General features: G+C 63.3%; 15 protein-coding genes. 9 read left to right on the top strand and 6 right to left on the bottom strand.

From position 1 onward, the window contains the following. Positions 1-6: 6 nt before the first annotated feature. From C693_RS24495 to mobF, 9 genes are all read left to right on the top strand, one after another. Positions 7-669, top strand: coding sequence for a murein L,D-transpeptidase catalytic domain-containing protein (locus C693_RS24495; RefSeq protein WP_083868278.1), 663 nt, complete (start codon positions 7-9; stop codon positions 667-669). After that, positions 659-1,102: a hypothetical protein gene (locus C693_RS0109520; RefSeq protein WP_017462038.1), complete on the top strand. Its 444-nt coding sequence runs from the start codon at positions 659-661 to the stop codon at positions 1,100-1,102. The genes C693_RS24495 and C693_RS0109520 overlap by 11 nt, the downstream gene beginning before the upstream one ends. A gap of 281 nt (positions 1,103-1,383) precedes the next feature. Next, entirely contained in the window at positions 1,384-1,566 is a 183-nt protein-coding gene (locus tag C693_RS24005) for a hypothetical protein (RefSeq protein WP_198506853.1), read from the top strand. Then, entirely contained in the window at positions 1,553-2,548 is a 996-nt protein-coding gene (locus C693_RS0109515) for an ArdC family protein (protein WP_017462037.1), read from the top strand. Before C693_RS24005 ends, C693_RS0109515 begins: the two co-directional genes overlap by 14 nt. Further along, a complete protein-coding gene (locus tag C693_RS0109510; protein WP_017462036.1) occupies positions 2,545-2,919 on the top strand; it encodes a hypothetical protein in 375 nt (124 codons plus the stop codon). Before C693_RS0109515 ends, C693_RS0109510 begins: the two co-directional genes overlap by 4 nt. After that, the gene (locus C693_RS22615) at positions 2,916-3,344 is read left to right on the top strand and encodes an ankyrin repeat domain-containing protein (RefSeq protein ID WP_017462035.1); all 429 of its coding nucleotides are present in this window, start codon (positions 2,916-2,918) and stop codon (positions 3,342-3,344) included. Before C693_RS0109510 ends, C693_RS22615 begins: the two co-directional genes overlap by 4 nt. Then, positions 3,344-5,344 carry a type IV secretion system DNA-binding domain-containing protein gene (locus C693_RS21450; RefSeq protein ID WP_017462034.1) on the top strand — a complete coding sequence of 667 codons (2,001 nt, stop codon included), beginning with the start codon at positions 3,344-3,346 and terminating at the stop codon, positions 5,342-5,344. The genes C693_RS22615 and C693_RS21450 overlap by 1 nt, the downstream gene beginning before the upstream one ends. 38 nt (positions 5,345-5,382) lie before the next feature. Next, positions 5,383-5,970: a restriction endonuclease gene (locus C693_RS24490; RefSeq protein ID WP_083868277.1), complete on the top strand. Its 588-nt coding sequence runs from the start codon at positions 5,383-5,385 to the stop codon at positions 5,968-5,970. Next, the gene (mobF, locus tag C693_RS0109490) at positions 5,964-8,840 is read left to right on the top strand and encodes a MobF family relaxase (protein ID WP_017462032.1); all 2,877 of its coding nucleotides are present in this window, start codon (positions 5,964-5,966) and stop codon (positions 8,838-8,840) included. The genes C693_RS24490 and mobF overlap by 7 nt, the downstream gene beginning before the upstream one ends. Here mobF and C693_RS0109485 read toward each other — a convergent pair. From C693_RS0109485 to C693_RS23635, 6 genes are all read right to left on the bottom strand, one after another. After that, positions 8,837-9,304 (bottom strand): hypothetical protein, encoded by a 468-nt coding sequence (locus C693_RS0109485; RefSeq protein WP_017462031.1) that lies wholly within the window; start codon positions 9,302-9,304, stop codon positions 8,837-8,839. The genes mobF and C693_RS0109485 overlap by 4 nt on opposite strands. A 128-nt stretch (positions 9,305-9,432) precedes the next feature. Next, positions 9,433-9,846 (bottom strand): hypothetical protein, encoded by a 414-nt coding sequence (locus C693_RS23640; protein WP_157798581.1) that lies wholly within the window; start codon positions 9,844-9,846, stop codon positions 9,433-9,435. Between the two features lie 115 nt (positions 9,847-9,961). After that, entirely contained in the window at positions 9,962-10,252 is a 291-nt protein-coding gene (locus C693_RS0109475; protein WP_017462029.1) for an ankyrin repeat domain-containing protein, read from the bottom strand. A gap of 1 nt (position 10,253) precedes the next feature. Next, positions 10,254-10,832, bottom strand: coding sequence for a type II secretion system protein (locus C693_RS0109470; protein ID WP_017462028.1), 579 nt, complete (start codon positions 10,830-10,832; stop codon positions 10,254-10,256). 15 nt (positions 10,833-10,847) lie between these two features. Then, the gene (locus tag C693_RS22610) at positions 10,848-11,300 is read right to left on the bottom strand and encodes a hypothetical protein (RefSeq protein WP_017462027.1); all 453 of its coding nucleotides are present in this window, start codon (positions 11,298-11,300) and stop codon (positions 10,848-10,850) included. 12 nt (positions 11,301-11,312) lie between these two features. Then, positions 11,313-13,721: a YadA-like family protein gene (locus C693_RS23635; RefSeq protein WP_157798580.1), complete on the bottom strand. Its 2,409-nt coding sequence runs from the start codon at positions 13,719-13,721 to the stop codon at positions 11,313-11,315. Positions 13,722-13,831: the final 110 nt, after the last annotated feature.

Here is a 13,831-nt window from a genome sequence, read left to right as displayed (position 1 = left end):
CCAGCGATGATTACCACCACACCACCACTTCCCCCGCCTCACTCCATTGATCGAGCTGTCACGGCTTCGATCTGCACTACCGGCCACGCGCCGAAGCGCTTGCTACTCGCAGACATGACTCGACCGAGCACACAGCGCCGGTTTTGGGTGCTCGATCTTTCAGATCCCAGCCATCCGATCGTAGATGCCGTGACCAGGGTCGCGCATGGTGCGGGCTCAGATCCTGGCAAAACCGGATGGCCCACGCGGTTCGGCGACGCGCTCGGTAGTGGGGAGACCAGCCTCGGCCTCTATCGAGTCGCTGAGCCGTATGACATGGCGAAGCATGGGAAGGCTTACCGCCTCGATGGACTGAGCCCGAGCGACGCTCACGCGCGAGAGCGCGGCGTGGTGCTGCACCCTGCGACTTACGTGAGCCAAACGGGCCCGGTCGGCCGGTCGCTAGGATGTCCCGCTCTCAACCCGGCGGTCTTCACGCAGCTCGATCGCAAGGGCGAACTTGAAGGCTCGCTCCTTTGGATCGACGGAGGTGCTGCAACCCCTGTCGCATCATGCGCCGCGGCCACCGCGTGGACCGTCCAAGCCGCCCAGGCCATCGCTCAATCCGCGAACACCTGGGGACCTCAACCGCTGCCGGCATGCTCACCCGGAGACCGACATGACGCCTAACGCCTACACACCAGAGACCGACATGCAGGACCTGTGGGTCTTCGTCCCGATCGACCCTGAAAGCAACGAGCTGGACACCGAGGGCGGCTTCGCCGAGGCGTTCGGTGGCGCCCTGGCCGGGATCATCCTTGGGGGCTTCGGCCTCGAACATCTCGGCCACTTGCTCGAAGGCATCGAGCGCATGGGTGAGTTTCAAGACGCGCTGAGGCCGCCTATTTCAGCTATGCAAGTCGCTAACGCGGTCATGCAGTGGCGGTGCAGCGGTGCCAGTTTCGCGCCGGGCGAAGTGAAGGGCGTCTGGGTGAAGACAGCGGTCCCGATGTCGCGCTTCATGCGCGCCGCTTTTATGGCGTCGCAGCCCCAAGTTATCGCGGCGCCATCGCCCCAGCGGGTGCCCGATCCGCCTCGCCCAAGGCCCCGTCCGCGCTGGTGAGGCATGTAGTTCGGCAGGCCGTGGGGTTTTGCTCCGTTCTTCCCCCGACTGGCCCGGGAGGGCCGGGCAGATGGGCTTTTTTGCTTCTCCGGCTTTTCGCGTTGTGCCGCATTCGCTGCACTCCGTAGGGCAAGGACAAGAGCAGGAAGAGTAAGAAGAGCCCTGCCAGGCGATGGGGTGAAAAGCACGGCGCTACGCGCGGGCGTCATAGCAGAGGGGGGACTTCCGATCCGGCAGATTCGGCCTACGGTCAAGAGAGACCCACTGCCGAGGCTCCACTCATGCTGCAACTTGCTGATCTTTTTCGTCGCGCTCGTATGCGCGAAGTCGAACGCGCTGTCCGCACCCAGTTTGACGACCCGGGCGTCTTCCGTGAAGACGCACTGTCACTCGATGACGCGCTGACTGCTCGCACCCCGGAACAATTTGCGTGGGGCCAGGGGGTGCACCATGGCCAGCACTGACAAGATCCCGTTCGCTGAGCGCGTCGCAGCGGACATCATCGCCCGGCTCGAAGCAGGCACGGCTCCATGGCAGCGCCCGTATGAAGAAAGCCAGTTCGGCGGCCTCCCGATGAATCCGACCACCGGGAAGCGCTACCGCGGGATCAACGCCATCGCGCTACTGATGGCCCAACCAAACCAAGATCCGCGATGGGTTACATACAAGCAAGCGGAAGCCCAAGGCTGGCAAGTGCGCCGCGGCGAGAAGTCTCGCAGTGTGGAGTTCTGGCAGTTCGAAAAGGAGGAGACCGACAAAGCGACCGGGGAAAAGCGGACCGTGCAGCTCGAACGCCCGCGAGCGTTCTATGCGGCGGTCTTCCATGCCTCGCAAATCGACGGTATGCCGCCGCTCGAAATCCAGCAGCACGCATGGGACCCCATCGAGCGTGTCGAAGCGTTGCTGAAAGAAAGCCAAGCTGACATTCGCCACGAGCCGGGCGCGACGCCACATTACTCGCTCACGAAAGATCGGATCGTGATGCCTGAGCGCGGTCAGTTCTTGGATGCTGGCCGCTACGCTGCCACTGCGCTGCACGAGTTGGGGCACTGGACGGGGCACCCGTCGCGCCTCAACCGGTCCATGGCCCACGCGTTCGGATCGCCCGACTACGCCCGGGAAGAGCTGAGAGCTGAGATCGGAAGTTATCTAAGCTGTCAGGAGATGGGGCTCGCTCATGACCCGGGCCAGCACGATGCGTATCTCGGGAGCTGGCTCGCAGCCCTTCGGCAAGATCCACGCGAGATTTTCCGCGCGTGCGCTGACGCAGAGAAAATCGTCACGCACATCCGCCAGTTCGACCTCTACCAAGCCCAAGAGCAAACGCAGGAGAGGCAGAAGGCGACCACGGCTCAGCCTCAGCGTGAGCGTCCGGAGCCTGCCATCGCCCGCGCGCCCCGGATCAAGCCAGTGATGCCCACAAAAGCGATGGGGCTGAGCCGATGAAGCGCCCCCATATCCTTCGCCAAGCGATCAAGAAAGCGGCCCGCCAGGCGTTCGACGCAGAGCGCGCTCTGGCGTGGACGCCCGACAACCCGGTCTGCCGCCGCTCCCATGCACGCGCCATGGCTCGCGTCGAGCGAGCGATCTACCAAGCGCAGCGCGAACGCTTCATCCCGATGCTGACTGTCCAGGTGCTACTCGGCATCGTGCTCGACGCTGGCGCACTGGCGCGCTGGCGCATCAACGGGAAGCGACCCGCACCAGCCGAAAAAGGCTACTGGGAGACCGTGGAAGCCTTGGATCGCGCGATTGATCGAGCGTGGCGACGCGCACGTCTCACGCGCGTCTTCATTCGAGCGGGAGGCGTCCAATGAGCGCCGAGCAGACCCTTTTCCAGGCAGCGGCCACGGGCAGCGTGCCAATGGCGAAGACCGCCTGCGCTGCGGGTGCTCGCCCAACCGCGATCGGCCCCGGCGGAGCAACAGCGCTGCACATCGCAGCCGCCCAGGGCCACATTCACGTCGCTGAGTTTTTGCTGGCGGGTGGGGCGGATCCCAACGCACAGGATACGTTTGGTCGCACACCCCTTCACGAAGCTGCTTTCGTTAGAAGCAAGTCACCGCAAACCTGGGAGCTGTTGATCGCACACGGCGCAGACCCGCATGGCCCACGTGATCGAGACGGGCGCACGCCTGAGGCGCTGGCCATGACGCTGGACTACGGCCTCGCATTGAAGCGATTGACGGAGCACAACGCGCAGCGCGTGGCTCGCGGCCTGGAACCAACGCTGGGGCTGTGATGGCAGACAACGTCCTCAACCTGTTCTTGCAGTCGGAGCCCGCGGGTCTCGAACCTTCGCGATGGGTTCGGCGCGTTGACCATGCTGTCGGCGCAGGCCTGGGTGTCGGCGCGATCGTCTATGCCGGATTGAGCGCCGCGATCTGGCACGCGCTTCCTCATCCCCCGGCCGGTGGCTTCCTGGCACAAGCCCTCGACTACCCGGGCATCGTGCTCCATGCACTCTCCGCGGGGTGGCTCAACCCCCATGCGATCGTGGATAACCCGGCGGCGCCGGACCTGTCGCTTGTGCATCGCTGTTTTGCGCCCGCGCTCGCTGCCGCGGGCATCGTTGGCGGATGGGTGCTGAAAGCCGGCCTACGACCGACGCGGAGGATGCGCCACCTGGCCGGGCCGCAGTTGCTAAGAGGCAAGGAAGCGGTCCAGGCAGCACGGCAATCGTGCAAGCACGAAGCGAGAGGGAAGCCCTTCCTGCAACTCGGACCGCTCGCTCTAGACAAGAGAAGGGCGACCCGCGGGATCCTGCTCTACGGCTCGCCCGGGTCCGGGAAAACAGTCGTTTTGGTCCCGGCGATCCAGCAGCTCATCGATGCTGGTCATCGGGCGTGGATCTACGACGTCAAAGGCGACTTTACGTCCTACTTTCTTGGCGGTTCCGTCGGGCTGGTGTGCCCGTGGGATCGGCGAAGTTTGGTCTGGGACATCGGAAAGGACGTGCGAACCCCCAGTGATTCACAAGTATTTGCCGCGTCGCTCATCAGAGAAGAAGAGGGAAGCGGACGCTTTTGGTCGATCGCCGCACGCCAATTGTTGGAGGGTGTTCTGCGGTCATTGCAGAACGACCATGGCACGAACTGGGGGTGGCGGAGCCTGGCCGACCGGCTCGCAGTGGATGCGAAGAGCATGGCAGAGAGGATGGCCGCAGACTTCCCCAAGGCGCTCGCCCTGGTCGCTGATCCCGCGAGCAGTGCGACGTCTAGCGTCCTCGCCACGTTGTCGAGTTACACGAAGCTGGTTGATGACTTGGCATTGGCATGGGGCGACGGACAAGACCCCGGAACGGGTGACATGCGGCCGTCGATCTCCCTGCGGCAATGGGCTGCGGATGGCTACAACGGCGAGATCCGCCAGGTCATCTTCCAAGCGGGGCCTGACCGTTCACTCACCACCGCGCTCGCCAGCGCAATGCTCAATCTCCTCACCCCACGGCTCCTCTCCGCAGCGCTGCCTGACAACGAAGACGGTCGGACGATCGCGGTTGTGATCGACGAGCTGCCCTCGGTCGGCAAGATCGACTTCGCCGGTCTCATCGAGCGCGGCCGCTCGAAGGGTGTTGTCTTCATCGCCTCTGTGCAATCGCTCGACCAAGTCAGAGCGGTATGGGGCGAGGAAACCATGCGAAGCCTCGGCTCAATGATCGGCACGCATCTCGTCTTTCGCGTGCAGCCGTCGCTCAGCCGAGACGCTATCTCGGACCAGTTCGGGAAAGCGCGCTGGTCGATCACGAACGTCAGCACAAGCGGCGGCGGCAGCGCCACGAACACGAATTTCTCGGTGCACGAAGAGCAGCGCCCCGTCATCGCACCTCACGAACTGACCGATCGCCTGGGGCCGCAGAAAGGCAAGCGGTTCCCCTTGGGTTGGGGCATCCGCGCCATCGTTGCGGGCCTCGGCCCCGATCTGCTCGAACTCGACTTCGAGGGGACGAGCCCGAAGAAGCGCCGCACGCCGCACCGTCCCGCTAAGTGGACGCAGGTCGTGGCGGGGAAAGCGAAGGCGGGTGGTGGTGACACCCCTGAGCTCGAAGTTCCGCAACCGTCGCCGAGCCCGTCTATCGCGCTGGCTGAGGCCTGGGCGAGGGCTGCACTAGAAGCGCAGACAGCGCATCCGCTGAGCGATCTGGCCGCGCAGCTCCGGGAAGAGGGCGAAACCAGTCCGCTTGCCGGCGTCGAGGCGGGTCTACAGTTGCCACCACTGCCGGTGCAAATACCCGGTCGATAGCGGCTAGACAGCCGGCGGCGTTTCGGTAGCGTCGATAGATGAACGCTATCTTGAATCCTACTTCGATTCGATGGACCACTTGGTGGTCTCGTTTCCTTAATCGCTTTCGCTTGCGGGGGCGCCGCCGGCATCTCCACAAAGTGGCTCGCAGCCGCAGCCTACGCCAGAAGATTGCCGACATCGCGGGGCAAGAAAACGGCTTTGCTCGCGCTCTGGGCTATCTCCGCAGGATTGACCCGTTGGCGTTCGAGGAGCTGATCTTGACCGCTGTCGAAGATGACAACGTCAGAATTCAGCGAAATCTCCGCTACACCGGCGACGGTGGCATCGACGGCGAGCTCACCCATCGCGGTCAGCGCGTGCTGATTCAAGCGAAGCGCTACTCCGCGCACATCCAGCGCGCGCATGTCGCTGCCTTCGCTTCCCTATGCGCTACACATGGCGCTCTGGGGCTGTTCGTGCACACCGGGCGAACCGGCGAAGGCTCCCGCGGCGCGATTGCCGACGCAGGTGGCCGCGTCCTCATCGTCAGCGGCCACCGGCTCATCGAATTTCTCACGCAACCCGGGTGCACAAGAGAGCACCTGGAACAACTCATTTGCGGCCATCGGAGAACGTCATGCTGACCATTCGCGCGTTGAAAACTCAGAGCGGATCAAGTGGAGGAAGCTCGATCCCTGAGTATCTCACCTCAACGCACTATTATCAGAGTGCGGACGGCAAGGAGGTCGTCGCCTCCGCCTGGTTCGGCAGCGGCGCCAAGGCCCTCGGACTGACTCGAAAAGCCGTCGACGTGGAGGACATGGCGAAGCTGGCTCAGGGCCTTGCACCGGACGGCACGAAGCTCCGCCGCAACGCGGGCGAAAAGCCCGCGGTGGTCGAGCTGAAGGATCGCCAAGGGAACCCCCGCCTCGATGAAAGCGGCAACCCAATCCTGCGCGAGGTCCAGCAGAGGATCGGTTGGGACATGACGTTCAGCGCGCCCAAGACGGTGTCTGTGGCGTTCGCCGCGGCTGACGGCGAGCTGCGCGATCAGATCCTCGACGCTCACCATCGCGCGGTCGCCAAAAGCTTGGACTGGATCGAGAAGCAAGCGGCAGAGACGCGTCGCGGGAAAAACGGTGTTGACGTGCACGATGCCCAAATGGTCATCTCACGCCACACCCATTTCGCCGCCCGTCCCCACGATCAAACGTTCGACGGCAGCGAGAGCCAGTGCGATCCCGACCTCCATTCGCACTGCGTCGCCTACAACGTAGCCCTCGACGCCCAGGGCAAATGGGGCGCTCTGGAAACGGTCGAGATCTATCGCCAGAAAATGGCTGTCGGGGCGCTCTACCGGGCTGAACTCGCAGCGGGAATGGCCGGCCTAGGCTTCGGGATCGAAGACGAGATTCACCTGGACGATGCTGGGAAGGAAAAATTCCGCGCGTTCAAAGTCGCCGGGATCCCGGACGAACTCGCAGAAGAGATGAGCGGTCGGCGTGGTCAGATCGAGCAAGCGATGAAGGCTGATCCTTCGCTCTCGCCCCAAGCCGCGAACCTAAAAACGCGGCAGCAGAAAGACGAGCCACCCTTTGAAGAGTTGACTCAACAATGGAAAGCGCATCTCGACAGTTTCCGGCTTCGCCATCCTGAACTCGGAATGCCCGCCGACGCCGAGGCGTTGCGGCAGCGTGAGCGCAAGCCGGTGATGCGAGACCAGGCGAAGGAGGATGCTGAGATCCTGGCGAAGTTGCATGAGATGAAAACGGTCTGGACGCGGCATGACCTCCTGCAACAGATTGCGGAGCGAAATGCCGGAACGCTCGACGCGAACGGTGTCGCCAAGGCGTGCAACGCTTTCGTGCAGCGCAACGACTTGCACGTGATTCAACCGGAGAAAATCCACGACGACGAGCGGGGCGATCATCTCGCCCGGCGTCATCGACAAGTGCGCTACGCGTCGCAAGCCGTGGTCGAAGAGGAGCGCTCCATGATTGAGAGCGTGAAGTCCAGGGCGACCGAGGACCATCGAGTTGAGCCCGCCAAGGTCACGCAGGCGATCAGCCAGATGGAGAAGGCGCGCGGCTTCCAGCTCTCGCCCGAGCAGCGCAAGGCCGTCGAACACCTCACCCAATCCCAAGGCGCCGTCCAATCGCTCGTTGGTCGGGCAGGGACCGGAAAAACCACGGTCAGCGAAGCCGTTGTTGCCAGCCATCGAGCCGCTGGCTACGACGTGATCGGTGCGGCGACGGGATGGGATGCGGCGAAGAAGCTCGAAGCAGAAGCAGGCATCCCTTCGCAGTCGATCGCAGCCCTGCTGAAAGGCCTGGACGACGGCAGGACGAAGCTGACGCCGAAGAGTCTGATCCTGGTGGATGAGGCGGGCATGGTGGGAACGCCCAGCATGTCAGCGCTTCTGAAGCACGCTGAGCAAGCAAAGGCCAAGGTGATCTTGCAGGGCGATCCTTTGCAGCTCCAAAGCGTGGAGCGTGGTGGCGCGATGCGTGCGATCACGAAAGCGGTTGGCGGGGCAACGCTTGCGGACATCCGGCGGCAGAAGCACAGTGAGGACACGAAGACGGCTGGCTTGTTTTACGCGGTCGGCGGCGATGAACTGCGGAGCCGTGGCGAGAATGCAAAAGCAGGGCGCGAGATCCTCGCGCGCATGGAGAAGCGTGGGCAGATCCGCGCGTTCGATGACGACGCGGAGGCGATGCGGACGCTGATCGCTGACTACCTTGGAAGCCCGACAGCGATCCACGAGAAGCCGATTCTCGCGAGCAAGCGGGCCGAAGTTAACGCGCTCAACGCTGCGGTCCGAGAAGGGTTGCACGCGCGCGGGCGACTGGGACCTGACCACGTGATCCAAGTTGCGTATGGCACAGAAGGGAAGACACGCCCCCTGCCGCTGGCTGTGGGCGATCACGTGCGGTTCAACGCGAAAGAATCGAAGTTGGGGCTGGTGAACGGCAGCCGCGCACGCATCGACGCGATCGAAGCCCTGGAAGGCGGCGGGCATCGGATTGAAGCGACGCTGATCAGCGACATCAAAAAAGACGACGGGAGCAGGATCTCGTTCGACACGCGCGATTTCAGCGCGATCGAGTATGGCTATGCATCGACCATTCACAAGGCGCAAGGGCAGTCGAAAACTGAGGTTTATCACTATGCGGGTGAGAACGCGGGCGGCGTGTCAGACCGCCAGCTGGCCTTGGTAGCGTTCACGCGCATGAAGCAGAGCTACGCGCTCTACGGCACTGTCGATGGCATCTATGGGCCCGCGCTCGACGCGAACATTGCGAGCGATCAACTTCAGCTCAATGTGACCGAAGAAGGGCTCACGGGGCGGACGACGAAGCGGCCAGAGGCCGCCGAACCGCCCAAGCAAGCAACGCCGGATCCGCTGTTCCAACGCGTCGCCACCGCCTTCAAAGAGGCATGGCAGCGGGTGCACAACCCCACGCCGACGCCGCGTCAGAAACAACAGCAGCGGCGGGCCGCGGTGCTTTAGCCGCGGCGCTCCTTAATCCGAGCCTGGTTCTTTGCCTCACGGCGAGCCGGCCAGCCTTCGTCCGCGAGGATGGCTTCCCAGCTCGCCTGATGAATCGCTTTCAAGCGAGCCTGGCGTGCGTCCATATCTTCGTCCAACGCCTCGGTAGGACGCCAGTTCTCGACCAGGACATTCACCGTCCTGCGCGCACGTTCGTAGCTGTTGCTCCAGTATTCAGCGAGCGCCCTGTAGTCGGCAAGCTCGGCACTCAGTCGGTAGCACTCGCTCTCCAAAAACTGCGCTTCACCGACCTTCCGCATGTAACTGGAGTGCTGGTCTTCTGCCAGATCTTCCCTCGCATTTTCTGCGCGGCGATTAGAGCGCTCGGCGTCTTGCTGCATACGCTCCGCGGCGTCGAGCGTGACCTGATTGAGCGTCGACATTATGCGCTGGTGCTGGCGCTGGCGGTTGAAGAAAGAAAACATGAGCAGTCTCCTGGCTCCCGGTGTGTGAGATGACGTTACCGTCGATCAGCGGCTAAGTGTCGATCGAGCGTCGTCGATCTTCATCATCAGGTTAGCTAGCGCGGAAGGGGGCGGAAACGGCGCTGACTTCACCTAGATCGCTCGCGCCAGAAGTCTTCTTCCAACAAGTGATTGAACAACCAGTGATTGAATTTCGACATGTCGAGCTTCCCGTTCGTGTAAACCGAGTCTGGCAAGTCCGGCATGGAGACGGCATTCATTCCGTCTGGCTCGCTCCCAGTCGGTTTCCAGGCTATCGAAGCGAAACCATGGGAATCGATGTCGCTGCCGCTTGCTACGGAATTCCAACCTGAGCCATACAAGCCATGGAAGCCATGGAAGTCGGATGGACCGATGGCGAACGCCCCAGCACTGATCAGCGCCATGTTGCCCGGACTAGCAGCTACAGAGTCGCACTCAAGGCAGTGACGCGCAGTGGATTGGGCGTGCGCGCTTGTCGCAGTTAACGCAAGAAACATGAGGACGGGCAACAGATTTTTCATGGTCGTGATCTCTCGAAGTGGATGGCTATTGGGGCGCCAAAATGCGCGCCCCATTCATTCTTTTTCGCAGAAATCCGCCGGCTGTCTATGCCCTAACGCCAACTCATCATCGATGTCACATCGACAGCTCAGCAAGCTGTCGGTCGTCTTCGCCGTCGAAGAAGAGGTCGATCGGTGTGGCGCCGCACCGATCCCGAATTTGAAGCGATGCGCCCGCCCGGATCAGCCTCTCCGCTGCGCCCTCGATGCGATTGAGGCTCGCGTAATGCAGAGCCGTGCGCCCCAGTTCATCCACCGCGTCTACCTGGATATCGGGGTGGGTGTGGCGCAAGCCGAGCAAGCGATCAAGCTCAGCCAGGTCTTCTGTGATCACAGCGGCGTGCAGTGGCATGTCGTCGTGAGTCATGTCAGTGCCCCACGAGATCCATGCCGACCGACGCATCGGACGTGTTCAGACCGCTGCACCAGTGAGCAACCTTGCTCATGTCGAGCTTGCCGTTCGTATACACAGAGCCGCCGATGTCATTCGGGCCGCTGCCCGCAACGAGGATGTCATCGAATCCCATAGCCCCGAACGCCGCGACCACTTTCGAACACTCGCCGCCGAGGTCGGGGATGTGGTTGAAGTTGATGTCAAACTGACGCTGATTCAGATACCAGGGTGCTACGAGAATTGGGCCATACGGCGTGACCGCTTGGCCGTCCTGGATCATCGACGGTGGAGCCAGACGAGCGGTCACCAATGCGTCGAGAGGCATCGTCGTGTAGTCATGTGCCATGCCCCACGGGCTCGTCCTGAGATTAGCGATCACGGTGTTGACTTGCTCTGTGACCGTAGACGCGTTTGAAGACGCGTTGGCCGACTGGAACACGGCGAACGTGCCCGCGGCAGCAGCAATGATGAGCGCGAAGACCAGGATGACTTCGAGCAAGCCGAAGCCTTGCCGGCGCCGGTAATGGTGGAGATTGAGAGCGATGGTGGTCATGGGGAGGTCCTTGGATCAATGCGTGATGAGGTCGAAGCCGAGCCGGGCGTGAGCGCGGCATGCGCGCGCGAGCTTCGATGGGTCGAGATGGCCGTTCGTGTAGACCGATCCGCCGACGGCTTGCGGGTCGGCGTCGGCGATCCAGACGTCATCGAAGTGCGGCGCAACCTGGGTGATGAATGGCATGCAGTCAGTGCGAGGCAGGCCGTCTGAGTGCAGCCCAAATCGCTCGAACGAGGACACGTCTGCGAAGCGGGGACCGGAGAACGCATTCAGGTCGCCCCAAGGCAGCGATGCCACCTGACGGGGATTGGCCAGATCGGGATAAGCACCGTCATGCGAACCGCGAACCTCGGCAGCGGCCTCTACCGCTGCCTGGGCTGCCTGATGCACGTTGTCTTGAGCGATCGCCGGTGCCGCGGCCAGAACGGCCGCAGCGATGACGAGAGAAGAGAGGATGGATTTCATGTCGTGTGCTCCTTACCAGCTGTAGCCGACGCCAGCGCCCACGGTCCGTTCGGACCCGGAGATCGCACCGTGAAAGCTCACAGACACGTGCCCGCCGGACATCACATGGCGGTAGCCGACTGCGATGGCGTTGTGCCCACCAGCGAAGCCCACGCCTGCAGACAGGCTGTTGTCGCCCCGGAAGTTGGCAGCCATCGCAGTGGCGGCGGTGCCGACGGCGGTCACACGCGAGAAGCGGTCATCGAGCTGGCGGAATTTCCAATCGGTGTATGCGTTCGCTTGACGAACGGCCGCAGCGGACTGCTGATCGGTGTAGCTCTGCGCCCATGACCGGACGTTGGAGACCTGGGTGTCGGTGTAGGTCTCTGAGGTGCTCACGGCGGAGGTTTCGGCGGCCTGGACTTGGCTCACGTTTGCGGCGTCGGTTGGAGCCACGCCTGCAGCGACGTTGCTGATGGTGGTGCCGTCAGCGCCAGCGAGCGTCATCGTGGACTTGCCGCTGTTGTCGTATTTCGCGTCGAGCGCCGTTTGCTTGTCCGTGTAGGTGTTGGCACTGGCCAGCGTTGCCGCATCGCCCGCGTTCACTTGACCCACGTTCGCGGCATCCATCGGAGCGGTGCCCGTGGCGACGTTGTGAATAGCAGTCCCCGAGGCGCCTTCCAGAGTGACGCTCGCCTTGTCAGCGTCGTCGTAATGGACCGCCATAGTGTCCGTGCCATTGCCACCGCCAGTGCCAGCCGGGCCTTGCGGACCCTGCGGGCCTGCCGGGCCGGTAGCACCGGTTGCACCAGTCGCTCCGGTGGCGCCTTGCGGACCCGCGGGACCCTGCGGACCGGCTGGGCCCGTGCCGGGCGGCGGCAAGTTGTCGATGCGCGTGTTGACCGCGTTCAAACCGTTATCCAGCGCCGACAGCGCGGAGCCCACGTCGGAATACGAACCCGCAGCGCCCGGCGAGCTGAGGACATAGGTCGGTGCGGTGTCAGTCAGCAAGTTCGCGCCGCCGCCGAAGATAGACGTGACCAGTTGGCCTTGGCCAACGGTCATCGCGTCATGCGGCGCAGTGCCGTCGGCCAGATTCACGAGGCGGCGGTAGATGCCCGACTGACCGTTGCCGAAGCTCACCGTGCCAGCTTGATCCGCGAGGCTGCCGTTCCCGATCGCAGTGCTGAACGCGGCGGTCGCTTGCGCTTGGTAACCGAAAGCCTCGGCACCGACTCCAGTCGCGGAACTACCTACGCCCACAGCAGTGTCTTGGCCACCCGTGCCATTCGCGGCAGCGCCAAGCGTTCCGGCTTGCGCACGTGCGCCGATCGCGACGTTGAACGCCGTGTTGGCGTTGCCGGCTTGTGCCCCAGCGCCCACGGCTGCGCCGTCAGTGCCCTGGGCGCTGGCGGCCGTGGTGGTGTCCGTCGAAGCGAGCCAAACTGGCGTGGTCGCGCCGCTACCGGAGCCGGTTCCGATCTGCCCGTTCAAGTAAGTCAGTGCGGAACCCACGTCATGGAACGTCTGCGAGCCGAGCGAGTAGGTCGGAGCGGTGAAAACGCCGCCGTTGAACGACGCGCCGCCGCCGAGTGCGGCCGTGCTGGCCATGAGCTGGCCCAGGTTCGTGACATCGTGTTCCGCAGTGCCGGGAGCAACGTTCACGAGGCGGCGGTAGTAACCAACAGTAGGGCTGCCGATCGAGGTGGCGTTCGGGTCACCGAAGCTGACCGTGTCCTGTTCAGTCGCGCGGCTGCCCGCGCCGATTGCGTCCGAATTTGGCGCGGTCGCTTCGGCATAGAAGCCCCAAGCGTTGGCGTTTTGCGCGCTCGCAATGCCGCCGATCGCGATCGAGTGATCGGATCCAGTAGAGCTCCCGAGAATGGCGATGTTGCTCAGACCAATCGCTTGCGCGCTGACGCCAGCCGCGAACGAGTTGTTGCCTTTGACAACGACACCTGTGCCCACGCCGGTGGCGTTATAGCCATCGATTTGCGCGTAGGCACCGATCGCCGTCGAATACTTCGTGCTTCCCGTGTTCTGAGTGTCAGTCGTCGCGTGCGAGCCAATGGCAATGTCGCCGATCCCGCTCGCCGTGCTGGAGTAACCACCAGCAAACGTCTCAGCGCCATATGCGTGGGCGGAGTATCCGATAGCCGTCGCGTATTCGTTTGCGGGAGTGGTCGCGGGGTCGAATCCGCCGTTGTAGCCAGCTAGTGACCCGCTTCCAATGGCCGTCGATCCGTTGGTCAAAGCTTGCCCGCCGAACGCGATGGACTGCGCCCCAAGAGCTTGCGTCGATGGTGCGGGGTTCGGAAGCTGCGCGTTGGTCGTGTCGCCGACGCAGAGATACGTGTATGGGCACGTTGAAGCGAAGGCGGAGGGGGCGAGGAGGGCGAGCGCGAGGGCGAGGGAGCCGGCTCGAAATAGTTTCTGGCGCATGGTTAGGACCTGTTCGTTTCGGGCGACATTGCCCGGGGTCCTAATTCAAGCTAGCCATATTCCGCCGGATCGGAAGTCCCCCCGACCGCACGTCGATCTTTTCATGGCCG

Source organism: Dyella ginsengisoli LA-4 (assembly GCF_000334915.1).
GTDB classification, from domain to species: Bacteria; Pseudomonadota; Gammaproteobacteria; order Xanthomonadales; family Rhodanobacteraceae; genus Dyella_A; species Dyella_A ginsengisoli_A.
This window is presented reverse-complemented; position numbering and strand designations above follow the sequence as displayed.

Coding starts and splice junctions, on each gene's coding strand:
- C693_RS24490 (WP_083868277.1), top strand. CDS start 5,383: ATGAACGCTATCTTGAATCCTACTTCGATTCGATGGACCACTTGGTGG.
- C693_RS0109470 (WP_017462028.1), bottom strand. CDS start 10,832: ATGACCACCATCGCTCTCAATCTCCACCATTACCGGCGCCGGCAAGGC.
- C693_RS0109520 (WP_017462038.1), top strand. CDS start 659: ATGACGCCTAACGCCTACACACCAGAGACCGACATGCAGGACCTGTGG.
- C693_RS0109475 (WP_017462029.1), bottom strand. CDS start 10,252: ATGACTCACGACGACATGCCACTGCACGCCGCTGTGATCACAGAAGAC.
- C693_RS22610 (WP_017462027.1), bottom strand. CDS start 11,300: ATGAAATCCATCCTCTCTTCTCTCGTCATCGCTGCGGCCGTTCTGGCC.
- C693_RS22615 (WP_017462035.1), top strand. CDS start 2,916: ATGAGCGCCGAGCAGACCCTTTTCCAGGCAGCGGCCACGGGCAGCGTG.
- C693_RS24495 (WP_083868278.1), top strand. CDS start 7: ATGATTACCACCACACCACCACTTCCCCCGCCTCACTCCATTGATCGA.
- C693_RS23640 (WP_157798581.1), bottom strand. CDS start 9,846: ATGAAAAATCTGTTGCCCGTCCTCATGTTTCTTGCGTTAACTGCGACA.
- C693_RS24005 (WP_198506853.1), top strand. CDS start 1,384: ATGCTGCAACTTGCTGATCTTTTTCGTCGCGCTCGTATGCGCGAAGTC.
- mobF (WP_017462032.1), top strand. CDS start 5,964: ATGCTGACCATTCGCGCGTTGAAAACTCAGAGCGGATCAAGTGGAGGA.
- C693_RS0109515 (WP_017462037.1), top strand. CDS start 1,553: ATGGCCAGCACTGACAAGATCCCGTTCGCTGAGCGCGTCGCAGCGGAC.
- C693_RS0109485 (WP_017462031.1), bottom strand. CDS start 9,304: ATGTTTTCTTTCTTCAACCGCCAGCGCCAGCACCAGCGCATAATGTCG.
- C693_RS0109510 (WP_017462036.1), top strand. CDS start 2,545: ATGAAGCGCCCCCATATCCTTCGCCAAGCGATCAAGAAAGCGGCCCGC.
- C693_RS23635 (WP_157798580.1), bottom strand. CDS start 13,721: ATGCGCCAGAAACTATTTCGAGCCGGCTCCCTCGCCCTCGCGCTCGCC.
- C693_RS21450 (WP_017462034.1), top strand. CDS start 3,344: ATGGCAGACAACGTCCTCAACCTGTTCTTGCAGTCGGAGCCCGCGGGT.